This window comes from Acinetobacter sp. BIGb0196, assembly GCF_011759595.1.
Classification (GTDB): Bacteria; Pseudomonadota; Gammaproteobacteria; order Pseudomonadales; family Moraxellaceae; genus Acinetobacter; species Acinetobacter guillouiae.
On record NZ_JAAOZA010000002.1, the window covers coordinates 1,706,843 to 1,730,532 of the forward strand.

General features: G+C 37.0%; 27 protein-coding genes. 14 read left to right on the plus strand and 13 right to left on the minus strand.

Annotated features, from left to right (window positions below; genetic code table 11):
• Positions 1 to 128: 128 nt before the first annotated feature.
• The 3 genes from FHR28_RS20690 (at position 129) to FHR28_RS20700 (ending at position 1,950) form a co-directional block, all read left to right on the plus strand.
• Positions 129 to 1,031 (plus strand): NAD(+) kinase, encoded by a 903-nt coding sequence (locus tag FHR28_RS20690; RefSeq protein WP_004721877.1) that lies wholly within the window; start codon positions 129 to 131, stop codon positions 1,029 to 1,031.
• A gap of 2 nt (positions 1,032 to 1,033) precedes the next feature.
• The gene (locus FHR28_RS20695) at positions 1,034 to 1,300 is read left to right on the plus strand and encodes a YeaC family protein (protein WP_004721875.1); all 267 of its coding nucleotides are present in this window, start codon (positions 1,034 to 1,036) and stop codon (positions 1,298 to 1,300) included.
• A gap of 203 nt (positions 1,301 to 1,503) precedes the next feature.
• Positions 1,504 to 1,950, plus strand: coding sequence for a hypothetical protein (locus FHR28_RS20700; RefSeq protein WP_166783447.1), 447 nt, complete (start codon positions 1,504 to 1,506; stop codon positions 1,948 to 1,950).
• A gap of 27 nt (positions 1,951 to 1,977) precedes the next feature.
• Here FHR28_RS20700 and FHR28_RS20705 read toward each other — a convergent pair whose 3' ends face one another.
• A complete protein-coding gene (locus FHR28_RS20705; RefSeq protein ID WP_105714491.1) occupies positions 1,978 to 2,973 on the minus strand; it encodes a glycosyl transferase family protein in 996 nt (331 codons plus the stop codon).
• 419 nt (positions 2,974 to 3,392) lie between these two features.
• On the opposite strand from FHR28_RS20705, the gene FHR28_RS20710 reads away from it, so the two are divergent.
• On the plus strand, positions 3,393 to 4,754 hold the full coding sequence (locus tag FHR28_RS20710; RefSeq protein WP_004721869.1) for a dicarboxylate/amino acid:cation symporter: 1,362 nt from the start codon (positions 3,393 to 3,395) through the stop codon (positions 4,752 to 4,754).
• A 117-nt stretch (positions 4,755 to 4,871) separates the two neighbouring features.
• Positions 4,872 to 5,231, plus strand: a complete 360-nt coding sequence (locus tag FHR28_RS20715) for a hypothetical protein (protein ID WP_166783448.1) — start codon at positions 4,872 to 4,874, stop codon at positions 5,229 to 5,231.
• A 5-nt stretch (positions 5,232 to 5,236) separates the two neighbouring features.
• Here FHR28_RS20715 and prfH read toward each other — a convergent pair whose 3' ends face one another.
• Positions 5,237 to 5,839 (minus strand): peptide chain release factor H, encoded by a 603-nt coding sequence (gene prfH / locus FHR28_RS20720; RefSeq protein WP_166783449.1) that lies wholly within the window; start codon positions 5,837 to 5,839, stop codon positions 5,237 to 5,239.
• 301 nt (positions 5,840 to 6,140) lie between these two features.
• Here prfH and cgtA point away from each other — a divergent pair, with 301 nt between their 5' ends.
• Positions 6,141 to 7,364 (plus strand): Obg family GTPase CgtA, encoded by a 1,224-nt coding sequence (gene cgtA / locus FHR28_RS20725; protein WP_166783450.1) that lies wholly within the window; start codon positions 6,141 to 6,143, stop codon positions 7,362 to 7,364.
• 61 nt (positions 7,365 to 7,425) lie between these two features.
• Positions 7,426 to 8,559 carry a glutamate 5-kinase gene (gene proB / locus FHR28_RS20730; RefSeq protein ID WP_151957982.1) on the plus strand — a complete coding sequence of 378 codons (1,134 nt, stop codon included), beginning with the start codon at positions 7,426 to 7,428 and terminating at the stop codon, positions 8,557 to 8,559.
• 47 nt (positions 8,560 to 8,606) lie between these two features.
• Here the strand turns inward: proB and FHR28_RS20735 are convergent, their stop codons facing one another.
• The 5 genes from FHR28_RS20735 to FHR28_RS20755 form a co-directional block, all read right to left on the minus strand.
• Complete coding sequence (locus FHR28_RS20735; protein WP_151957981.1) at positions 8,607 to 9,128, minus strand: hypothetical protein; 522 nt, start codon at positions 9,126 to 9,128, stop codon at positions 8,607 to 8,609.
• A 608-nt stretch (positions 9,129 to 9,736) separates the two neighbouring features.
• Positions 9,737 to 10,345 carry a hypothetical protein gene (locus FHR28_RS20740; RefSeq protein ID WP_228722114.1) on the minus strand — a complete coding sequence of 203 codons (609 nt, stop codon included), beginning with the start codon at positions 10,343 to 10,345 and terminating at the stop codon, positions 9,737 to 9,739.
• Positions 10,342 to 11,436 (minus strand): carboxypeptidase-like regulatory domain-containing protein, encoded by a 1,095-nt coding sequence (locus FHR28_RS20745; protein WP_228722115.1) that lies wholly within the window; start codon positions 11,434 to 11,436, stop codon positions 10,342 to 10,344. Before FHR28_RS20745 ends, FHR28_RS20740 begins: the two co-directional genes overlap by 4 nt.
• Positions 11,437 to 11,774: 338 nt before the next feature.
• A complete protein-coding gene (locus tag FHR28_RS20750) occupies positions 11,775 to 12,422 on the minus strand; it encodes an HAD-IB family hydrolase (RefSeq protein ID WP_166783452.1) in 648 nt (215 codons plus the stop codon).
• Positions 12,389 to 13,597, minus strand: coding sequence for a DUF1615 domain-containing protein (locus FHR28_RS20755; protein ID WP_166783453.1), 1,209 nt, complete (start codon positions 13,595 to 13,597; stop codon positions 12,389 to 12,391). Before FHR28_RS20755 ends, FHR28_RS20750 begins: the two co-directional genes overlap by 34 nt.
• Before the next feature lie 83 nt (positions 13,598 to 13,680).
• Between FHR28_RS20755 and dusB the strand changes: the two genes are divergently transcribed.
• On the plus strand, positions 13,681 to 14,703 hold the full coding sequence (dusB, locus tag FHR28_RS20760; protein ID WP_166783454.1) for a tRNA dihydrouridine synthase DusB: 1,023 nt from the start codon (positions 13,681 to 13,683) through the stop codon (positions 14,701 to 14,703).
• Between the two features lie 169 nt (positions 14,704 to 14,872).
• On the opposite strand, the gene FHR28_RS20765 is transcribed toward dusB, so the two are convergent.
• The gene (locus FHR28_RS20765; protein WP_166783455.1) at positions 14,873 to 15,934 is read right to left on the minus strand and encodes a hypothetical protein; all 1,062 of its coding nucleotides are present in this window, start codon (positions 15,932 to 15,934) and stop codon (positions 14,873 to 14,875) included.
• 299 nt (positions 15,935 to 16,233) lie between these two features.
• Entirely contained in the window at positions 16,234 to 16,827 is a 594-nt protein-coding gene (locus FHR28_RS20770; RefSeq protein WP_166783456.1) for a DUF4291 domain-containing protein, read from the minus strand.
• Between the two features lie 206 nt (positions 16,828 to 17,033).
• On the opposite strand from FHR28_RS20770, the gene FHR28_RS20775 reads away from it, so the two are divergent.
• Entirely contained in the window at positions 17,034 to 17,540 is a 507-nt protein-coding gene (locus FHR28_RS20775) for a DinB family protein (protein ID WP_166783457.1), read from the plus strand.
• A gap of 55 nt (positions 17,541 to 17,595) precedes the next feature.
• Here FHR28_RS20775 and FHR28_RS20780 read toward each other — a convergent pair whose 3' ends face one another.
• From FHR28_RS20780 to FHR28_RS20790, 3 genes are all read right to left on the minus strand, one after another.
• Positions 17,596 to 18,639, minus strand: coding sequence for an NAD(P)H-dependent flavin oxidoreductase (locus FHR28_RS20780; RefSeq protein WP_166783458.1), 1,044 nt, complete (start codon positions 18,637 to 18,639; stop codon positions 17,596 to 17,598).
• 130 nt (positions 18,640 to 18,769) lie between these two features.
• On the minus strand, positions 18,770 to 19,471 hold the full coding sequence (locus FHR28_RS20785) for a VIT1/CCC1 transporter family protein (RefSeq protein WP_004721837.1): 702 nt from the start codon (positions 19,469 to 19,471) through the stop codon (positions 18,770 to 18,772).
• Positions 19,472 to 19,571: 100 nt separating this feature from the next.
• Positions 19,572 to 19,916 carry a hypothetical protein gene (locus tag FHR28_RS20790; protein ID WP_004721836.1) on the minus strand — a complete coding sequence of 115 codons (345 nt, stop codon included), beginning with the start codon at positions 19,914 to 19,916 and terminating at the stop codon, positions 19,572 to 19,574.
• A gap of 549 nt (positions 19,917 to 20,465) precedes the next feature.
• Between FHR28_RS20790 and FHR28_RS20795 the strand changes: the two genes are divergently transcribed.
• The 4 genes from FHR28_RS20795 to FHR28_RS20810 all read left to right on the plus strand — a co-directional run bounded on the left by FHR28_RS20795 (position 20,466) and on the right by FHR28_RS20810 (position 22,649).
• A complete protein-coding gene (locus FHR28_RS20795) occupies positions 20,466 to 20,876 on the plus strand; it encodes a roadblock/LC7 domain-containing protein (RefSeq protein ID WP_004721835.1) in 411 nt (136 codons plus the stop codon).
• A 366-nt stretch (positions 20,877 to 21,242) separates the two neighbouring features.
• Positions 21,243 to 21,599: a hypothetical protein gene (locus tag FHR28_RS20800; RefSeq protein WP_004721834.1), complete on the plus strand. Its 357-nt coding sequence runs from the start codon at positions 21,243 to 21,245 to the stop codon at positions 21,597 to 21,599.
• Positions 21,600 to 21,698: 99 nt separating this feature from the next.
• Positions 21,699 to 21,914 carry a DUF1653 domain-containing protein gene (locus tag FHR28_RS20805; RefSeq protein ID WP_004721833.1) on the plus strand — a complete coding sequence of 72 codons (216 nt, stop codon included), beginning with the start codon at positions 21,699 to 21,701 and terminating at the stop codon, positions 21,912 to 21,914.
• A 141-nt stretch (positions 21,915 to 22,055) separates the two neighbouring features.
• The gene (locus FHR28_RS20810; protein WP_166783459.1) at positions 22,056 to 22,649 is read left to right on the plus strand and encodes an O-methyltransferase; all 594 of its coding nucleotides are present in this window, start codon (positions 22,056 to 22,058) and stop codon (positions 22,647 to 22,649) included.
• Between the two features lie 60 nt (positions 22,650 to 22,709).
• Here the strand turns inward: FHR28_RS20810 and FHR28_RS20815 are convergent, their stop codons facing one another.
• Positions 22,710 to 22,916 carry a KTSC domain-containing protein gene (locus FHR28_RS20815; protein WP_004721830.1) on the minus strand — a complete coding sequence of 69 codons (207 nt, stop codon included), beginning with the start codon at positions 22,914 to 22,916 and terminating at the stop codon, positions 22,710 to 22,712.
• Positions 22,917 to 23,145: 229 nt separating this feature from the next.
• On the opposite strand from FHR28_RS20815, the gene FHR28_RS20820 reads away from it, so the two are divergent.
• Positions 23,146 to 23,649, plus strand: a complete 504-nt coding sequence (locus FHR28_RS20820) for an endonuclease V (protein ID WP_004721827.1) — start codon at positions 23,146 to 23,148, stop codon at positions 23,647 to 23,649.
• Positions 23,650 to 23,690 lie beyond the last annotated feature (41 nt).

Genomic DNA, 23,690 nt, shown 5'->3' on the forward strand with positions numbered 1-23,690 from the left:
AAATCTGTGAAATACACAAATTTAAAGGCTTTTTAAACATTCTCGTTATTTTTCGTATATGAATGATTTTATAAACATATACTGAGAGTGTTATTATATCTCAGAATTTCAGTGGAGCTACCGCGTCTGTGCAAATTTCACCAAAGACCTTTCGTAATATCGGTTTAATTGGAAGACCAGATAAATCATCTGTGGTTGATACGCTTTGTCTTATACACGATCATTTATTAAGTTTGGGTCTGCATCCAGTTTTTGATACAGCTACAGCACAACTTGTACCTTATACCAATACACAAACTGTCAGTAAGAATCTGCTCGGTGAAGTGGTTGATTTGGTTATTGTCGTGGGTGGTGATGGTTCTTTATTACATGCTGCACGTGCATTGGTAAAATACAATATTCCTGTACTTGGGGTGAACCGCGGTCGTTTAGGTTTTTTAACAGATATTAAACCGACTGAAGTGTTGTTTAAGTTAGATCAAGTTTTAAAAGGTGAATTTCAGCTTGATCGTCGCTTTTTATTGGAAATTGAAATTCGCAGTAAAAATGAAATAATTTATGATGCAATTGCTTTGAATGATGTGGTACTTCATTCTGGTAAATCTGTACATATGATTGATTTTGAGCTGAACATTGATGGGCAATATGTTTATCGTCAACACAGCGATGGTTTAATTGTATCGACTCCGACAGGTTCAACGGCATATGCCTTATCTGGTGGTGGACCGATTTTACATCCAAGTATGGATGCAATTGCTTTGGTTCCAATGCACCCACATACGTTGTCATCAAGACCGATTGTGGTGGGTGGGCAAAGCGAAATTAAGATATTGATCCGTGAAAACCGTGTGTTGCCGATGGTCAGTGCCGATGGACAGCATAGCGTTTCATTAAATGTCGGTGATAGTTTGCATATTCGTAAACATCCCTTCAAACTAATACTTTTACATCCACCAGGTTATGACTTCTATATGGCTTGTCGTACTAAACTTGGCTGGAATCAAGATTTTGATTCTTTTCAGCGGGATTGACCATGAATATTGAACAGATGCTTTCTATTTTAGATGCTGACATTGTTGAGCGTTTAAAAACTGCGGTAGAAATTGGTAAATGGCCAAATGGTGTGGCGTTGACTGCTGAGCAACGTCAAACCTGTATGCAAGCAGTGATTGCTTGGGAACATCAGAATATACCTGAAAAAGAACGTACAGGTTATATCGATAAAGGGCATAAAGAAGAAGGTGAGGAATGTGATTCGCATGTGCCTGAGCCAGAATTTAAACCGATTCGTTTTATCTAACTGAGCAAAAGATCCCTTGAATCATAGAGTAGCTTTACTTTGTGATTCAAACACTCAATTTAAAAAACAATAATATTTAAACTGTTTCAATCATGATGCTATTAAAACGATAACTATGTTAAAACGATAAATACGTTCAAACGAGAAGTGAGTAATAAGGTGATAAAGATATTCAGCATGATAAAAACGATAAAGAGGTTAAAATGCTCAAGCTGTTCAAAACAATAAAGCTTGCTCGACTCAGTTTAGTCTGTATCACTGCAATTTCGACCAGCGCATTCGCTGAGCGAACAAGTGATGCAAGAAGTATTCAATGTTTATTAGATGTTACCGTAACCGCAAGTCAAAATTTCCAAACGCCAGTCACACAATATACATCAATTAAAAATGATGGCTATCCCATACTGTTAATTGGTATCAAGATCCGTAATGCTTATACAGCCGACGCATCAAAAAAGATAAAAACCCATCATCTGTATTGTTCAAGTCTGATTGGAAAGCAAAAAGATGCTTATTTATCTGGTCCTTATCAACCCAATAATATCGATGTCAAAATGGGTGATCAGTTGCAACTTATCAATATTCATTCTTCAGGGAAAAGTTATCCCTATTGGGCTGATTTTTATTTTATCCAAAAGCGTGATCAATAACGTTCACGCTTCTGTTTGAAGATGAAATTAGAAACGTGTGTTCCAAAGATGCTTTGCTTTACTCATGGCTTCTGGATAGTTATTTACAATACCCATGGTATATAAAGCAATGCCCATTGTTTCAGTGATGGCAATTTCACCATACTCATGTGCTTGTTGGCCTTCCCAAACTGCTTTAAAAATAGCGAGATCAAGTTGTTCTTCTGTTGGGCTGCGGTTATCGGTTAATTTAGGTAATTCATGTTCATAAAGTTCACCATTTTGAATACCACAGATAAGGGTTTTGGCATCTGGATTGCGCTCAAACTCGCCACCTTCACCTTTAATCACAGCACTATTTTTATAACCTAATTGAAAGGCAGCTTGTTGATGTGAACTACGATAAGCAGGGTGGAAAATTGCCTGTAAGGTTGCTTTGGCATTGAATGGATTAATCAAACGAGCCAGTGTGTGAATCGGGGAGCGTAAACCCATCACATTCCTAAGATTGATCAAATCTGCCAAGATCGGAGAGACCACATTTAAAGGCAAATAGGCAAAATTTTGGGTGTCTAGTTGCTGTTTGACTTGTGCTTCATTTTGGCAAATTGGAAAGCCTAAGTATTCTAAGACTTGTTCAGTATACACACGGTTCATGGTATGGCCTGATGCACCATGCATCACGATCTTATAGCCATGCTTTGAAAGTGTTAATGCTGCCAATAAAAACCATGGGTAATGTTTGCGTTTACCTGCATAAGATGACCAATCTAAATCCACAGCAAGTGGCTGAAAATTCAATTGGTCTTTGGTCGCTTGGACAAAGCCTGTCAGTTCATCTACAGACTCTTCTTTGACCCGAAGCAACATTAAAAATGCGCCGAGTTGCACATCTAAGACTTCATTTTTCAAAATCATTGAAAAAGCTTGATAAGCTTCATCATAAGTTAATGATCGTGCACCATTTTTCCCTTTACCGACAATTCGCACAAACTGCGCAAAAGGATGTTCAAAGTCTTTATAAAGATTGCGTTTTGTATTCATGTCAAATGGATCAAGGGAGAGGAGACAGTGGAATACACTATGCCATAAATGGATCTGAATCGTATAGATATAGATGATATTAGACTAAGGTCTAAGCATAAATTGCACAGATGTTAGGCGAAATTAACATTTGCATAGAGATTGATCATCAAAAATTAATTAAAATAGACTTGAAGAGCGTTTTATTTTTTATCTCCTGTTCTGTATTTATTCTTTTGGCCAAGGTGCTAGAGAGAATAAATCTTAAACATCGTCATTCGTTGTCATTGTTTTGGAAAACTTTCGTTTTCTGAAGGGATTTTTATTTGCTAAAAACCAACTTCTCAGAAATTTTTATCGAGATTTTGGACTGTGTCAGCAAATGGTAGCATTAACATTGGATATTTCTTCAAACAGAAATATAGAAAGAAGTAATTATCATGGCTAAGAAACCGCTGTATAAGTCACTCTATTTTCAAGTGATTGTTGCCATTATTTTGGGTGTGATTGTAGGGCACTACTTTCCAAGTGGTACTCAATTGATCAATGGTGTAGAGAAAAGTGTTCCAGGTTTAGGCGAACAACTCAAACCTTTAGGTGATGCTTTTATTAAGCTCATTAAAATGATTATTGCCCCTGTGATTTTCTGTACCGTGGTCAGTGGGATTGCGGGCATGGAAAGCATGAAATCAGTAGGTAAGACTGGTGGTATTGCACTTTTATACTTTGAAGTCGTTTCTACCATTGCCCTGATTATTGGTTTGGTTGTTATCAATATCGCCAAACCGGGCGTTGGTATGAATGTTGATCCTGCGACTTTAGATACCACGGGTATCAGTAAGTATGTGGAATCAGGTGCATCACAGTCTACTGTTGATTTCTTTTTGCATATCATTCCAAATACGGTTGTGGGTGCATTTGCAGAAGGTGAAATTCTACAAGTTCTTTTATTTGCCTTATTGTTTGGTTTTGCATTACATAAACTTGGCGATGCTGGAAAACCAGTATTAAGATTGATTGATCAAATTTCGCATGTGTTCTTTAACATTGTGAATATGATTATGAAACTTGCGCCAATCGGTGCCTTTGGTGCGATGGCATTTACCATTGGTAAGTATGGGATTGGTAGCTTAGCGCAACTTGCACAGTTAATTCTTTGTTTCTATATCACATGTTTGTTGTTTATCTTTATTATTTTAGGTTCGATCAGTCGTTTCTGCGGATTTAGCATTTTAAAAATGATTCGTATGATCCGTGAAGAGTTGTTGATTGTATTGGGTACATCATCTTCAGAATCTGTATTACCGCGTATGCTGAAAAAGCTTGAAATTGCTGGCTGTGAAAAGTCTGTGGTTGGTTTGGTGATTCCAACAGGTTATTCATTTAACCTTGATGGTACCTCTATTTATTTGACTATGGCGGCGATCTTTATTGCACAAGCAACCAATACTCAACTGGATATTTGGCATGAAATTACCTTGCTTGCAGTCTTGTTGATTTCATCAAAAGGTGCAGCAGGTGTAACTGGTTCAGGCTTTATTGTAATGGCAGCAACTTTGGCTGCTGTAGGCAATATCCCAGTTGCTGGTTTGGCTTTGATTTTAGGTATTGACCGTTTCATGTCTGAAGCACGTGCATTGACTAATTTGGTCGGTAACTCTTTGGCAACGATTGTGGTTGCGAAGTGGGTTGGTAAGCTAGATGTTGAGAAGCTAAATGACGCTTTAAATAATCCGGCTGAAGTGGATCGTAAAATGCTTGAAGAATCAAATCAACCTCAATTGGATTTGCAGAAGTCTTAATTTTGTTGTGTTGTAAATCAAGGAAGCTCAGGCTTCCTTTTTTTATTGTTGTGATAAAATCGTGTTTCGATTAGAAATCAATTTCTATAATCAAAACTATTTTTAATTAGGTATTCAATGGATAAAAATATTCAAGATATTGCATATCAATTATGTGCGGAATTTATACAAGCAGTTTGTCATAAAAATTTTAAACAACTTCATTTAAAATTTGGAATATCTCAAGCCGTTTGGGATGAAATTCAAGAAGACGTTTTACATTACTATTTTGATCAAAACATTCCTGAACTAACAATTTCAAATGAAAATTTTGAAGTTTTTCAATATTATCAAGGTGGTTATGGAATAGAGGCCAAATTAGAAACCACGTTAAATGATGAAACAGGAAAATGGGCAGATTTAACATTAAGTGCTGAGCTAATTGAAAAAGAAAATAGTACGTTTCAATTTGCATATCGTTTAATTGAAGTGATGTAGAAACATCACTTTTTAAATGCTCGGACGGCATTGCCTCGCTCTATCAACGCGTGTTGTAAATGTTGAGCGTGTTTCTGATGGGCTTGCTGGCTCTCCATCTGTTGTTGTAGTTTGAGTGCAATCAACTCTTTTGCCACACGTTTATTGGCATGTTGGCTTCGTTCAGACATGACCTTTACACTTATTCCAGATGCAACATGAGTTGCATGGACAGCAGAGTCTGTCGTATTGACATGCTGCCCTCCAGCACCTGAAGCACGACAGGCCTGAAAAGTGATGGTGTCATCTGGGGGGAGTTGCAACGGTGTATCGAAAAGCGTAATGCCTACAAACCAGTTTTTACGTTTATGTTGTGGGCGAATTGGACTTTGGAAAGTCCATTGAATTGTACCGAGCCAAGTATTGAGCCAAGTATTGAGCCATGTTCGGGCATCCTCATCGACACTGAGCAGTACCGAGGAATAACCATATTGAGTTGCATGGCTTTCAATTGTTTGGAGATGGATCTTTTTTGTTTTGGCTTCTTTGCGTATTTCTTCAAGCGTATATTTTACAGCGAGTTCACATTCTGCGGGTCCAAGCGCAGCACTGAGTTGGACGATAGACAATATGAGTGTTCCTTAAAATTAATGTATAAGTTTGAAAATCAAAAAAATGCATGCGAATAAACAGAAATTGTGAGATTCATTAAAATAAGCGTGATTTAATTTTGAATTATTGATTTTCAGCGAACTGATTATAGAAAAATATGTGAATAAAAAACAATCGAAATCGAATAAAAATATGCATTATCAAGCCTCTCACAATAAATGTTTAAGAAAATTCATGCTTAGCTGAATAATACTATTCGAGAAATTTTTGAAAATATGGCAGAATATGGGGTTTTAAAGATTTTAGAGGATTGGCAGCATGCGCTTTGTTGATGAAGCAGTCATTACCGTAGAGGCTGGCGACGGTGGCAATGGCGTAGCCAGTTTTCGCCGTGAAAAATTTGTACCATTTGGTGGCCCAGATGGTGGTGATGGTGGTCGTGGCGGCAGCGTATATATTCAAGCTGACGACGATACCAGTACCTTAGTAGATTATCGTTATACCCGTAAATTTCGCGCTGAACGTGGTAAAAACGGTGCTGGCGCAAACTGTGCTGGTCGTGGTGGTGAATCAGTTATTCTGAAAGTTCCAGTAGGAACAACCATTGTAGATACAGAGTCTGGCGATATTATTGGTGATTTGGTTGAAGATGGCCAAAAGGTTTTAGTTGCACATGGTGGCGATGGTGGTTTGGGGAATACTCATTTTAAATCATCGACTAACCGTTCTCCGCGTAAATGTACACATGGTATCAAAGGTGAATACCGTGAAATTCGTTTAGAGTTAAAAGTTCTAGCGGATGTAGGTTTATTGGGGATGCCGAATGCAGGTAAATCTACCTTTATCCGTGCAGTATCAGCAGCTAAACCAAAAGTTGCAGATTATCCATTTACAACAATGGTACCGAACTTAGGTGTGGTCGATGCGGATCGTCATCGTTCATTCGTTATGGCGGATATTCCTGGATTGATTGAAGGTGCAGCGGAAGGTGCTGGTTTAGGGATTCGTTTCCTTAAGCATTTGGCACGTACACGTATTCTTTTGCATATTGTCGATGTACAACCGATTGATGGTTCAGATCCTGCCTACAATGCCAAAGCGATTGTGGAAGAGTTGAAAAAATTCTCACCAACATTGGCTCAATTACCGATTGTTCTTGTTTTAAACAAACTTGATCAATTAACTGATGATACTCAAGAAGAATGGTGTAATCATATTCTTGAAGAATTACAATGGGATGGTCCTGTATTTAAAACTTCAGGCTTGCTTGAAGAAGGTACCAAACCTGTTGTGTATTACCTCATGGATCAAATCGAGCAACAACGTGAGTTGGAAGACGAAGATCCAGAGTATGCAGCGAAAATGAAAGCATTCCGTGATCAGCTTGAAGCTGAAACACGTGAGCAAACGATTGCTGCAAAAGAAGCTTATCGTGAAATGCGTCGTCAACAACGTCTTGCTGGTATTTTGGCAGAGGAAGAAGAAGATGAGGATGACGATGGCGAGGATGATGGCGAAATGGAAGTGTACTACGTACGCTAATTTCTAAGGGTATCTATAGTCTCTAAAGATACCCATTTAGAAAAGAAAGACCGAGGACAAGATGATAGAAGTGGTAGATGGGCAACGTCAGCTCAAGGCTTTAAAACGTATCGTTGTTAAAATCGGATCATCTTTACTCACAGCAAATGGGCAAGGTTTAGATTTGGATGCAATTTCGCATTGGGCGAAACAAATTGCAGATCTACACAATGCAGGACACGAGATTATTCTTGTGTCTTCAGGTGCTGTGGCTGAAGGAATGGTTCGTATGAAGCTAGAGAATCGACCCACCGATTTACCCAGTCTACAAGCTTGTGCTGCCATTGGTCAGATGGGGCTAATTCATACGTGGTCAAGCGTGTTGGAAAAGCATTCTATCCAAACGGCGCAAGTCTTGTTAACTCATGATGATCTTGCGGATCGCCGCCGTTACCTTAACTCATGTGATGCACTGCAGAATTTAATTGATTGGAAAGTGATTCCTGTAATCAATGAAAATGACACAGTGTCTACTGATGAAATCCGCTTTGGTGATAATGATACGCTTGCAGCAATGGTTGCAGGGCAAGTTCATGCAGACTTACTGATTATTTTGACTGATCAGCAAGGGATGTTTGATTCAGACCCGCGTTCTAATCCAAATGCAAAATTGTTCCATACTGTTCGTGCAATGGATGAAACCTTGTTTGATATGGCCGGTGGTGGTGGTAAGTTTGGTCGTGGTGGTATGTTGACCAAAGTTCGCGCTGCTCGTCTGGCTGCCAAGTCAGGTTGTCCAACGCTGATTGCCAGTGGTGAAAGTGACAATGTATTGGCTCGTTTAATGGCGGGTGAATTATTGGGTACTTTATTTATTACTGATGATGATCGTGTTACAGCACATCAACAGTGGTTAGCTGCACACCTTCAAACTGCAGGGCGTTTGGTTTTAGATGATGGTGCTGTCAAAGCCATTAAAGAAAACCATCGTAGTTTATTGCCTGTAGGGGTAAAAGCTGTGGAAGGGCATTTTGATCGCGGTGATGTTGTGGAATGTGTTGATCAGAATGGTCATCGAGTCGCGGTTGGACGAGTGAACTTTAGTTCGCGTTCTGCTGAAACTGTCAAAGGTTTAGCTTCGGATAAGGTGTATCAGGTGTTAGGTGAAGCACGTTCTTTAGAAATGATTCATCGTAACCATATGTCGATTTATTGATTGGTTTTAAGATTTCTAAGAAATATAACCTCGCTTTGGCGGGGTTTTTATTTGGGTGTGATTAATGGTGCTTTTTCGTTGTATAGATCGGATTTAAAAACTTTATGACCAACCCATGATTTTAAGTAAAAGTGTTGATCATGGAAGCGAGATCCTCCTTGTACACCTTTGCCAAAATTTTCATCGCTATTTAACTTACGTTTGATCGCATTAAAAAAGCTTTTAATATTTTTATCGGGTGTTTTTGATAGCATTCTTAGATTTATTTTTTCTAAAATATCCTCTGTTGCTCTACCACCTTCACCTGCAATGGCATATATACAGTATTCATCTTTGTAGATTTTATCTTTACTGATGTTTTGAGCTTGATCGAGAAAATAGAAGCCAAGATTTTTATGATAATACTGGCGAAGTTGTTCTTGAAAACCATCAGGCGTAGTAATTTTCATTTGAATTTTATGATCTGAATCAAAGTATTCCATCGCCATTTCAATTTTATATTTCTCTAACTCGTGTTGAATATAAGGATAGAATTCAGTGAGTGGCATGATGATATTGATATAGGACATTGTAAAATCTCAGCGTTAGTTATGTTCATTCTTATTTTTTATAGAGGCTTTATCTATAAAGGTTACATAGGAATCCTTCTATTTAACTCGTGGTTTCAGACTCAGCTCAATAGATAATACAAAGGTTTTTGCCACTCTCTATTATATTCATTATCTCTCCATCTCCAAGATGGCTTAAAGATTGATAAGGTATAAATATTCATTGAGGAATACACTGAGCTTCAATGGAAAATAAACATTATTCACTGAACCATTCTTTCCACAATATGAGAAATAACTATCTGGACTCATTGCTGTTTTTGTAAGCTCTCTAGACGTTAAGCCAACACATCGAAGGCAGCGCTTAACTTACCATCCGTCAATTTCAGGATCATACTGTTTAGAACGCCATCATTTAATTTTACTTGTGCATTCAAATGACAGACCCAATGTGCAGTTTATAGATCTACAGCATTCAGATTTACTTTATAGATACCACTACAAATGAAACAAATGTCTAATCCTCCTAATTTAGTGACTGATGTGTAACAGTATTTAAAGTGCGATCTGCTATGTACAGATGATGCATCATCAAGCTTTTATCTCATTTATTTGAATTTTCAGTTAGTTCAATTGGATAGCCGAACACATCGATGTGTGACTGCTTTTGGACCTGAACCAAAGGTTTTTTCTATTTTTCCAGCACCCGTGGTTGTCAGCCGAAATGGTATGGAACTTTCTTTACCAATTCTTGCCTGAAAACTTTTCGCAATAGTTTCAGCACAATCTTCCGCCATACGATCTATTTTTGCTCCAAATTGTGAGCGAGCTGCAGCTGGTGCATTTTTGCCTAGCATACTGGTAATAAAATCTGCCCGTTCTTTAGGAGCAATACGTCCTTCACGTAATTCCCAAGTTAAAACAAGAAGTTTTAAAGTATCACCTTGTAAACGATATCGCGCTTTAGAATGGCTAATCACCTCGATGGGCATTAACTTTTCCCCTGAGGGAAAGTAAAAAATAGTTGAATCATCTCCTTCACTGATTCCATCTGCAGTCGTCATCACGGTATAGGTCTCAACCATTTTAAGTGGCTTACCTGCGTTAATAGGCAGTGCAATTTCAGCTTGAGCCGTACATTGCCAAGATCCGAGCATTGGGGCAAGATCCGAAGCATAGAGGGAAGGAGTTGTTATCATCCAACCCAGTAACAACAATATTGGGATATGCTTCTTCATTTAAATTGCCACTCCGAACAAGACAAGCCCATAACGCCAGTGCCTTTTTGCTTTCCACGATTAATTAAACCACCAATTAGCCCCTGAGCACGAAAGGGTGGGGTTAAACTGATTTTGACAATCTGATCTGGTTTTGAAATTGTGACACGATCTTTAAGGATATCGTTCCAGTTCCGAAAAAATTCACGTTCTGAATAGAAATGAGTAGTGGTAATGGTATTACCATTCTGTGAAGTATTGGCACCATCATAATTCATATAACGGCCTGCACCAGCAGAAGCATGTTCAGCAACGATTAGATACTTGCCTGGTTTGAGTTGCGAAAAACGAAACTCACCATCGCTATTGGTGCGCCCTTCAATACGCATCTGAGTAATCAGTGGAGAAATAATTACTGTATCTTCAGGACGAGATTTTTCGTACAGACTGAGAATTTCCTCAAGATAAGGTGTCACTGGATACAAAAACACTGCTTCGTTACGTAAATAATCACGGAAAGTTTGTCCATGTGATCTATTTGTAGTACATGCTTTACCCATAATTGTTGCTGCCCCTGGTTCAAGAGCCAGTTGTGCTACACGCACATCCAACTCAGATTTAGGTCGTATTTCTCGACCAATATTTTTAGTGGCAGGAGGTGCGCCACGACCAGATGAGGTTTGTGCGGCAACCATATTTGAAGACTTAGCACTCGGTAAACTGGCGAGAAATCCACACATCGCTGTACGCATCTGTGGCGTACTTTGTTGTTTTAAGCTGCTATCTCCTAAGCTGCGTAATCCAACCATGTGTTGATTCTCTGTCTTGGTCACGACAGCTGTCATTGCAAGCCAAGCATCTCTAGCCTGTTTGTTTGGTAAGAAGGTAATCTCAGTCCCTGAACGAGTTGTTTCCTCACTATCGATACGGAAACCTGACTGTTCAATTGCTTGTTTGATCTGCTGTGAAATATCGTGCTCGTTTGACGAAGAGAGCAAAACGGTTGCTTGATAATCGACCATGCCATTTTGGCGATTGACAACAAAATTATCTTCACAGCTTGCTGGACCAGCCATTACTGATGATGTTGTTAAAATAGAGAGCGTGGTCAAAATTATATGAAGTCCATTAATTTTCAAAGTAAAATTCCTTTTTGTTGGTTTGTTTTTTTAAGTCTTAATTTAATGTATATAGTTTGATTTTTTTATCTTTATTTGTCTAAAGTGAGTTTTATATCACAATATCCCAATGAAGTAATAATTTTTTTAACGTAGACTTTAAAAGTACGTTTGAAATAAAAAATTCACAAGGATAAAAGGAAGGAAAATTAAGTTTAAGTTTAAGTTTATTTTAAATTTTATGGTAATACTTTGATTATAAAATAATTATCAAGAAATTTTACCCAATTTATTTAGATCATATATATTTAGCAAGTCATTGATTAAATCTTTTAAGCAAATTTTTTTTCATCTTCTAAATAGGGTAAAACCTGATCCTTACCAACCATATATTGATAGTCAGCCAAATGAAGCATATCTAAATCTTCTTCACTGTTCCCATAGGCGAATATTTTGTCATATTGGTCTAAATCATATTTTTCTAAGATGCGTAGTCGTTTTTGTTCACAACTACAATCAGGCGTGGAATAGTTGCCAGTAAATTTGCCATCTATGACTTCAGTACCGGTACAGATCAAGTCGATATCTAAGATTTGGCAAATGATTTTGAGGTAAATATCTACAGATGCCGAAACCAAAACAACATCATCGCCATTATTTTGATGTTTTAATAACTGCTGATAAAGATTTTGATCCAGTTGTCGAACTAAACGTTGAGCATATTCGTTTGCAATATCTTGAATTTCATTGGCATCGGCTTGTTTAAACATTGCATTAAATAATTTGATACGCATGGAGTTGGCAGGATAGATGTTTAAATAATAGGCCTGAATCCACGGTAAAATTTTGATGCCTTGCTTTACGATATGTCTTTTTGATAAAGCATAGAAAATAAACCCTGTGAAACTGTCTTTTTTACACAAGGTTCCGTCAAAATCAAATAATGCTAAATTTTTAAACGTTTTGCTCGGTGCATACATGTTTCATATCGTCCGTTTACGCGGCTTGCGTACCAGTTAGTATTATAATCACGACTCAATTTAGGCCCAGAAATGACAACTTCTGGCATTATGGCATACATTGGATCTTTACCTGTTTTATTCTTATAAAGTTTAGATACAGCGATATAAGTTTGAGTTTTTTCAAAGTCTTGCTGTTTCTCGTCTTTTAAATCACTACGTAACTGTCTAGGCGTAACTAAAATATTATTTTTTGAAAATAAAGCAGTGAGAGCTTTTTCTGTATCAGTTATCGCTGGACGTGCGTCGCCATTTTTGTCATACGAGAGTAAATCACCATCGAGTGCCAGATCAGCTTCAGTGAGCTTATCAATCATTTTTTGAAAAGCGGCATTTCTGCTCGAATACATCCCAGAGTTATAGTCAGCAAAACGATAAATCGGTTTATCATAATCTGCTGGATACATCATTAAACGATGGATTCCATAGTATAAACCACCAAATTCAGTATATAGATCATCACGTAATTCATTGATGTTCATACTGGTGCGTTTATGCTCTTTGGCATAATTGATATGAACCTGCATTGAACCTAATGTTGTGATTGGGTTCATTTTTTCAGCAATATCTTGACCAACAAATTTTGCCGCACCCGTCAGCGCACTCACATGATAATGCTTTGCCATATAATCAAAGATTTCACGATAAAGTACGTCTAAATCTTTTTCAGTGCGGACACGACTCATTTGTTTTAAATAGTTATCATCAGGCGAGGGCTGATTTTTTAAAACATTCTCAAAATATGAAGCAACAGTGCCACCAATTGTGGTTCCAAGTTTATCTTCAAATTTTTCATTTAAACGTGTGGTGACTTCTTTTACCGCTTTATCACCCAAACCTGGCACAACAGGATTGGCAACAAAGTTAGATTCTTGATCAACCACTGCAATGATAGTGCAGATATTTTCTTTGTTGGTTGGGATTTTTAATTCATTGGAAATATCGTAGATGTCTTTTGCCCACGAGTCACGTTGATTGACACGATTTGGAATCAGTTTTCTGATTTGCTCTTGTTTTAATTGTTCATCATCTTCATTGGCAAACCATGAACCTTTACCACAAGCGACTAGGCTTAAAGAAAGAGCTAACACGCTGAAAGATTTAAGAAATGCGTGATGTCGAACTAATTTATTCATATCGAAGAAAACATACTCAGAAAATGATGAGCCACTATGGCAGATGCAGTATACTATGAAGGTCTAAAAATGTATGAATATATATGTATATTGGTCCTTATCAACTGTCAAATAATTTAATCGTTGCGCCTATGGCCGGAGTCACAGACCGTCCGTTTAGGACACTGTGTAAATACTTTGGCGCTGGGCATGCGGTAAGTGAAATGATGACCTCTGATCAGACCTTACGTATGACCAAAAAGAGTCTATATCGGGCAAATTTTGATGGTGAATTAGCGCCGATTTCAGCACAAATTGCAGGCTCTGAACCAGATCAGTTGGCTGAAGCAGCACGTTATCAAGTTGCAAATGGTGCGCAAATTGTTGATATCAATATGGGATGCCCAGCAAAAAAAGTCTGTAATAAATTGGCAGGTTCGGCATTGCTGAAAGATGAAGATTTGGTTGCCCGAATTTTAGATGCAGTGGTAAAAGCAGTTGATGTGCCTGTGACGTTAAAAACGCGGTTAGGCTTCTTAAATGGTCATGAGAATATTATCCGTGTGGCGAAACGAGCAGAAGAAGCGGGAATTGCAGCCTTAGCTTTACATGGTCGAACTCGTGAGGATATGTATTTAAATACGGCACGTTATAGTTTGATTAAAGAAGTCAAACAGATGCTCACTATTCCTGTGATTGCCAATGGTGATATCGATAGTCCAGAGAAAGCCAAATATGTATTGGACTATACTGGTGCTGATGCCGTCATGATTGGACGTGCAGCCCAAGGGCGTCCGTGGATTTTTCGTGAAATTGCTCATTATCTAAAAACAGGTGAATACTTAGCGGCGCCAGATATACAAGAAGTAAAACACGTATTATTGGGACATTTGTCTGAACTTTATCAGTTCTATGGTGAATACTCCGGTTGTCGAATTGCACGTAAACATATTGCTTGGTACACCAAAGGTTTGCACTCAAGTAATGAATTCCGTCAAAATATGTACAAAGTGGAAAGCACCGTAGCACAAGCAAAAGTCGTTGAGGATTACTTTAATCACTTGCTAGAACAAGGCAATACGATGAGTGATGTACAGGTTGAATCGCTAAATTTATTGAATGTGTAATCAAAAAAGTGTAATTAGTATGGGAGAAAACTCCCATACTGAATCAACCAATTACCAAAAAAGTCTTTTAACAAGTATAAGTGTGAAAAACTCTCTAAATTACTTAAAAAATGCAGATAAAAAAATTCCTGCTAATCTTCTACATGACTTGGCAGGTTTAATCAATAGACTACATTACCTTAAAAATCATATCAGCGAGTATGATATTACTTGCTTTATTAGGGTGTATCTCATCATACCAATTCGATACATTCTTTAATTTTCCTCGAAAATCCATTAATGTAATTTTTGATGAAAATTCAGGGAGTTGGCTTATTTTAAAAAGAATTGAATGGATATCGTTAATAACCTCTACAGCAATCGCTTTCTGTAGTTCGTGGTCTGTAATATTTCTGTTTTTTGAGAGATTTTTTGCGATCCAGTGCCCGCCTCGGCTATCTCCACTTTTTAAAGGGATAGGGTAGTCATAGCTATGAATGATAATTTTGGTTATGTCCGTACTGTAATGATTTATGTTGGTGAAGATTTCTTTGTACCAATGTTCAAGCTGTTTTAATTTATCGTAGTATTCTTTGTTTAAATGCTCTTTTGCTGTTTTTTTAGGATCGTAATCATAAGTAAATATAGAGACATCATCTAAAATATCATTTCCACCAGCACTCAGTAAAAAAACAGAGGCTTTTTCCGTTTTTAGAGGTGATACGTATTCCTTTTTAGCGATAATTTCGCGGAGTTCCTGACCTGCACGAGCAATACAATAGATCGCTAAATTCTCATGTTTTTCATCGAGAATATCAATAATATCTTTATTTAACGGATGTTGAGTCCATGAGTCACCAACAGATATAATAATCTTGTCATATTGCCCTGACTGTTTTTTATTGAAAAACTTTCTAATACGTCTTCGTCTTTCAAAGTCAATTACCAAGTCAGCGATTGGGTTGAATATAGCACCAAAATTTAGACTCATTGGTATCAGTACATTGTTAAAGCCAGCAGACCATTCTTGATTAGGGTTTACCAGATAACCTCTGCGATCTTTGACAAGTAGCTTTTCGCTATCTTGATATAGCTCAGAACCATCATTATCGATGATCTTGATATTTTTCTTGGGAAGGTAATCAAATCCTTTTTCTGTATAAATAACCTCAACATATCTGTTGAGTTCCTTTTTATAATCCTCAGCATTTTCTAAAATGGTCTGAAGTTCATTGATATGAATTGTTTTCATCTTAATCACCTCTCACTATTAAAATTGTTATAAAGCTTGTAAGGTATAGTTAATAAAATAATTTAAATTTTGTTCGTTGATCATAAAAAATTGTAAGCAATTAAAACAATATACAGATATATAAAATTGATATTTCACTGTCTTAAACAAGTCATCTCCAGTTATTAAAATATTTCTGAATAATAACCACATACTGAAAAAATATATGGTGAAGACTTAGGTTACCGAATTGCAGGTAAATTTATTGGATGTGTAATCAATAAGGTGTAATGAGTATGGAAGCGAACTCCCATACTGAATCAACCAATCAGCAAATGTTTTTTTAATGCGTCGTTCAAAGGATAAATACGTTGTTTAGGCAAGAGTTTTTCAGCGTGTTTATACTGTCCTAAACGTCGAAATTGCGCCATCTTAGTTACAAGAGGGGTAATATCTTGGATTGAGTGAATCGCAGTGTTGTTAAACGCTTGAATTAAAAAACGACTAATCCCAATTTGAATACTACGCTGTTCAAGCTTAGTTCCCTTTAAATTCCGTTCAGGATCCCATTGAATATGGACCTTGGCATTTTCAAAAGACTCAAACCAGTGTTCGCCATTTTTATGCGCAGAGAGTGTCGGGTCGGTATGGATACTTTGCTGGAGTAAATATTCCCAAAAATCACGTTTGATACGGATTGCCAAAATATGATTTTGGTCGGATTTTGTTGCCCAATGACTTCTTTCCATTAACCATAAAAATGAAGGTTTTATCCATGTCATTCTGTGAAAGGAAAAGGGTGAAACAAACTTTTGTTGTTGTACCGCCAATTGTGCAATTTGTTGGTTATAGGCTTGATAAACTGTAATCGTGTCGCGGTCATATAGCGCACGTATTTGATGATATACAGACATGATAAATCTCACTTGTATTTTGAATAAGTTGTTAAAAATTTAAAACTTAATCAAATAAGTGGAAAATGATTCACCGATTGGCAAAAAATTTGATTTAACATGAGCATCAAGCTAGCTTTATTGATTTTGTCGCTATTCTAGTCAAAACGGCATTTTTATCAAGCTGATTATATTTTATATACCCACAATGATGGTTTATTTAAGTCATGAATAAAGACTCTTTCAGAATACTGGCACAATACAATATCTGGGCAACCCAGCGTCTTTGTGAAAGTTTAAAAGTTGTATCCGATGATGATTTTAACAAGGATGTTGGTCTTTACTTTAAAAGCATTGTTGGCACCTTGAATCATCTATTGTTGGGTGAGCATTATCTCTGGTATTCACGCTTTAAGCAGGGGGTATCACCTACAATTGCATTAAATACAATGATCCAAACCGGAAAAACACTATTACTAGATGAATTACAAAAGAAGTCGAAGAATTGGATTGAGTTTCTAGAGCAGTTAGATGAAAAAACCTTAAATGCAGATTTAACCTATAAACGCGTTTCTGGACAACAACTGACTTTGCCTTATGCTGCGACACTTATGCATGTATTTAATCATGGCACACATCATCGTGGGCAAATTACCGCTGCAATGACAGGATTGGGGTATGCATGCCCTGAACTAGATTTGGTGTATATGTTGGTTGAACAAAGCCAAGCCTAATCAATATAAATAGAAGCTGTTGCAGTTCAGCTTCTATTGACAGCTGAGTTGAGCATTAAGAATGGTTCATTTCCACAACCAATTGATTAACCAGATCCTGAGCCTCTAATTCACGAATCTGTCCAACATTACTTCCAGCCCAGAATGCACCAAAGCCAGTATCACCATGTCGCACCGCGAAAGCATTTAGCTGTTTTGCCAAATCATAGGCATAAGGGTAGGCGGCTACATGTGGACGGTCGGGCTGATCAATCCTCGCTTGCCAATGATTGATGATGCCGCGTGCTGGGCGGCCTGAAATGCTTGAGGTAATTTGAGTGAGTGGGTGATCAAATAAGGCTTTGCGATATGCTGGATTGGCGTTTGATGTTTTACATTGCACAAAAGCCGTTCCCAATTGTACGGCATCAGCACCAAGATTTAACATGGCTTTGGCTTGTTGCCCATTCATAATACCGCCTGCTGCAACGACAGGCAGTGAGCTATGTTTTTTGATAAGCGTGACTAGATCTGCGGTTTTAATTGCACCATCAATTTGAGCGTTAAAAATACCGCGATGCCCACCTGCTTCGATACCTTGAGCCACAATAATATCAATCCCAGCTTCTTCAATAGCCAGCGCTTCAGTCAAATTGGTTGCAGAAACTAGAGTGATAATACCGGCCTGTTTTAATTTTTGAATTTGATATTGATGCGGGATACCAAAATGAAAACTTACCGCTTTGGGTTGAGTGTCTAAACACAGGTTTAAAAAATCATCATTGTCTTTAAAGCTCGGGTAGATGCATTTTAATTCTGTGGGAGGATTTGCGCCAAATTTTTTAAATTCAGCTGCTAAATGTTGACTCCACAGCGTATTAGATTCAGTGTTTAATGCTGTTGATTCATGACAGAAAAAATTTAATTGAAAAGGATGTGGTGTTAACGCTTGGGTTTCTTGAATTTGTTGAAGTGCAGAATCTAAGGTATTTGCACCGAGCCCTAAAGCACCTAAAGCCCCTTGATTTGATACTTCTGCTGCCAATAGTGGGGTAGAAACGCCTGCCATTGGTGCAAGTAAGATAGGATGTTTTATCCCTAATTGTTCTAATAAAGACATACTTAAGCTCCTTGAGTTTTAAGTTACTTTGCCCAAGCCAATTGGAATAAGCAAATTATGTTCGGTATTTATTATAAAAATATAATTCAAATACACCTTTAGAGTGTAGCTTATTTTATAGAGGCTTAGATCACATCGGAGTGACTTGAAACAGAGAACCAATCCAGCTTGAGAACGCCATTGCGATAATTCCCCATACCGCCACACGGAAACTACCCTTGAGTATTGATGTACCCGCAAAATAGCTGGATAAAGCACCGAGTATGACCAGCGATAAGATACCAACTACTAAAACAATTTTTTCTAAATATGCTTCAGGGCTAAACAGAATCGACAATGTTGGAAATAAGGCACCTATTGAAAACGATAACGCTGAAGAACCAGCAGCCTGTAATGGTCTTGCTGCAGTTGCTTCATTGATCCCAATTTCATCCCGTGCATGCGCTTCTAAGGCATCTTTTTCTGTGAGTTGAACAGCTACTTGATGCGCCAATTCGGGATCTAAACCGCGTTGAATATAAATGTGAGTCAGTTCTTTAAGCTCTAAGTGTGGGTTTTTTTCTAATTCACGAGCTTCGACTTTTAAATCCGCTGCTTCGATATCTGATTGGGATTTAACGGAGATATATTCACCAGCGGCCATTGAGGTTGCACCTGAAATCAATCCCGCAATACAGGTAATCAATAGCGTGTGACTAGACGCACCACTTGCTGCCATTCCCATCACTAAACTAGTCACAGAAATAATGCCATCATTTGCACCTAAGACTGCTGCCCTTAACCAGCCTGTACGTTGTATAAAATGCTGTTCTAGGTGATGAGAATGTGGCATAAACAAAACTCCAAGTAACTGAAAGCTGATTCATTGATAATCTAAATATATGACAAATATAAAAAAGCTCCTATATTTAGGAGCTTTTTTCAGATTAAAACTATTGGCTCGCTTTTTCTTTAACGTCCGCAGCACCTTTTTCAACAGCACCAGCTGCAGTTGCAGTGGCATCTTTAGCAGCATCAACTGTTGCATCGGCAGCATGTGCTGTTGCATCAGCGGCATGATCTACAGCAGTCGCAGTTGCATTTGCTGCATTATCCGCAGCTTTAGCAGTTGCATCAGCTGCATTTTGAGCTGCATGTTCTGCATCATGTTTTGCTTGTTCTACCGCATTTGCAGCATGTTCACCTGCGGTCGCCCCTGTTTCTGGAGCTTTATCTTTATTACAACCAACAAGTGCAATCGTTGCAATCAGACCAAGAGAGAGTAGAAGTTTATTCATTGTCTTGTACCTTTTTTGAATTAATTTTTGGCATCCAGCAGTTGGATGAAATAAATATAAACACAAAAAATAACCAAATCAAAAAATAAAATGTAAAGTTTTTATAAGATCAATTTATCTTATATCAAATAATAGTGCACAAATCTGGTTTTAATAAAAGCTTCATATAATATCAATAGACTCACTTTATATTTGAACTTCCAGTATCAATAAAATAACCAATGATAAAAAGTAAGTTTTTTAATACTGTATTGTTAAAATTAAATCAAGATAAGGTTTAAGATCCACTCAATTTATGATATTAGTTATTTGAAAGTGACCTTGTTGAAAAAAATCTGACAATTTGAAGCTTTGTGGCACAATATTAGTGCTCAAAAAATTAAATTAAAAGTAAAAAACATGTTTACAAGCCAATAAAAACAGATAGAATTGAATGTAAAATGTGAAGTATATCAAATAATTCTGTTACTGGAGAAAGTCTGAAAAACCTGTGTTTTCGGCTTTTGAAAATGCTGAATTTACAAATTAATTTATGGGGCTTTCTTGAATATGCTTGACCTAAACACATCTCGAAAAGTACCTGATGATTTTGTAGCATATGCTGAAAAACAAATCAGGCAGCTTTTGAACTCTGTCAGTGGTGTCGAGTTCATCATGTTGTGTACTTCTGATGGGTTTGAAATTGCTTTAGTCAACAAGAAAAATATTAGCAATTCTGGAAAGATTGCCGCAGTGAGTAGTTCGATTTTGGCCCTAGTGACTGCATTTGTTTCAGAAATCAATCTCGTTGGATGTCAAACAATTACCCTTGATGCTGAGAACGGAAAAGCACTTTTGACAGCCATTCCTCATCCAAAGCACCCACTGGTTTTAGTGGCGATGACCAACAAAGATATTTTATTGGGACAGATGCTCTATGAGCTCAAATCTACCTCAGAATTACTTATGAGAAATATATAGATAAGCCATTGTAGAAAATGTAACATAAGTTGCATTTTTTTTTGAAAAAAGAGATCTGTACTGGATTTTTTCTCTCTGGTATTTGTTGAATTTTTTCGAAAGTTTTAAATAGTCAAATTAGTCATTTATTTTTTAAATTTCTATTGAATAGTTAATATTTTTTATGCTATTAAAATGAGTGTGGGAAATAATTAATTAAAATTGATTATCAAATAAAATTAAATGGGTATTCAAAAAAAGAATACTAATTTATCCATGTTAGTTAGGAATGAATATTTTTAGCTAAATAGTAAAGTGTTTTAGTAAAGCAAAATAAAAATTGAATTACTAAAGCGAACAACAATGTTGAAAGAAACGGGGATGCTCATGGCTCGTATTACACTAGATCAATTAACTGATATCGATGGTTTCGTTTGTGCTGCATTAGTAGATAGCGAAAGTGGTTTATCTTTAGCGACTGCAGGTGCAGGTTTAGACTTAGAATTAGCAGCAGCAGGTAATACTGAAGTTGTTCGTGCTAAGCGTAAAGTAGCAAAAGCACTGAAATTAGATGATGTAATTGAAGATATTTTAATTACATTAGGTAAACAGTATCATTTGATTCGTCCACTTGATTCAAATGAAAACTTATTCCTTTATCTTGTTTTAGACCGTTCTAAATCAAACTTAGCAATGGCTCGCCACGAGTTAAAAGCATTTGAAAAAGGCTTAGACTTTTCTTAATTTAAAAAATTGAAAAGCATAAAAAACTCGTCTACGGACGAGTTTTTTCTTTGGCTATCCTGTATAACATAGATATCGTATTTAGAGTGTTGAGTGTAGATGTTAAAAGCTGGAATTTATAAACATTATAAAGGTAATTTATACCAAGTCTTTCATGTCGCAACGCATAGTGAAACCCGTGAAAAAGTTGTGGTTTACCAATGTTTATATGATGATTATTCAATCTGGGTTCGACCTTATGAAATGTTTTGTGAGCAGGTCACATTAGAAGATGGTCAAGTCCAAGCGAGATTTGAATTTTTACATGAGGTTTGAGTTTTACTTGATAGATTTTACCACCTGATAAAGTCACGTAATAAACCGTAACGATGTAACTTGTCAAAAGCTATGTATTGTCATAGCAATGACGTAAATGATTGAAATAATAACAATGATAGTGAAAAGGAAGATCTAAACATGAGTTTAAGTAACCCATTTTTGCAACGATTGAATGAACTATATCAATCCTTTATTAAGTTTGATGCTACACAGTGTGATCGTATTAAACGCTATCGAAATATCGAACCTGAATCAGCATTGTTTTTAGCCATGCAAGTGCGAATTCAGCAGTCTAAGAAAATTTTAGAGATCGGGACATCAACAGGTTACTCTACATTATGGCTTGCGGATGCAGCCAAAGTGACAGGTGCCAAGGTGACAACGCTAGAGATCGATGAAAAAAGAACTCAGCAAGCGCAACTTCATGCTCAAGAGTTACAAGTTGATGACGTGATTGATTTTTGGGTAGGGGATGCGCAAAAATACTTAGAACAGTGTGAGGAACAATATGACTTTATTCTACTTGATGCTGAACGCAATGCTTATTTAAATTACTGGGTATATCTACAGAAGATGCTTGTAGAACATGGTGGGGTACTGATTGTTGATAATGTGATATCACATGCTGCTGAAGTAAAGAGCTTTATTACGGAAGTTAAACGAGATGAAAGGTTTATGACCACAACCTTGTCGATTGGGTCTGGTCTGTTTGTGGTGACTTTTAAAAACTAACAGAGTTTTACATCAGGGAGAAATCTCCCTGACTTTGCTCTAAAGACAGAGTTCTAAAAACTATAAAATTGAAAGTCGCTTAAAATGTAAATCGTATTCTAGATATTTATGCACGAATGCTGTTTTATCACTACATCGTAGTAAATTATTGTATATAAATTCTGGGACAGGATGGTAAAGTTCACCAGAACCATTGTTATAAAAAATTTTTAAATACCGTGAAGAAGCATTGTACTTCCAAGAAGTCACGGTAATCATTGATCCCATAAGCAACCCCTTAAACTTTTGATTGTTTTACAGAAAAATATATTCTGTATCTTTTGAAATTAGTCTATTCACTTGAAGAAATGTATAGTGGTTTTGTAAATAAAGCTGTTTATATTTTGCTAAAGATATTCATATTTTGACATTACAGATTTTGGGCAAGATAAACACTTAAAAAATCATCAGTAAATGAGAAAATTGCTATTTTATTTTAGTCATTAAGAGGTGGATCATGATTCTTGCAATAGACGTTGCCTATACAGATAACTCTGCACAAGTTGCTGGTGTAGTATTTGAGTCTTGGGGGAGTTCAGTTGTATTGAATCATTACCTTATCACCATCAAACCAATTGCTGACTATGAATCAGGTCAATTTTATAAACGTGAATTACCGTGTATTTTAACGTTATTGGATTTGGTGAAAGAACCCATCGATATGATTGTGATTGATGGCTATGTCTATTTAGGCACTGAACAAACAGCAGGTTTAGGACAGCACTTATATGCTGCCTTAGCTGATAAAACCCCTGTGATTGGGGTGGCTAAAAATGAATTTAGAGGAACACCAAAGGAATTTGAAATTTTACGTGGACAAAGTGTTAAGCCATTATACGTCTCTGCCATCGGAATAGAATTAGTGCAAGCGAAACATAATGTACAGTCCATGTACGGGAAATACCGTATTCCTGAGCTACTCAAGCAAGTTGATCATTTAAGCAGAACAACGCAAAAATAATTTTTTGTTATCCTATATTTAGTGGTTTAAATGTATTATCA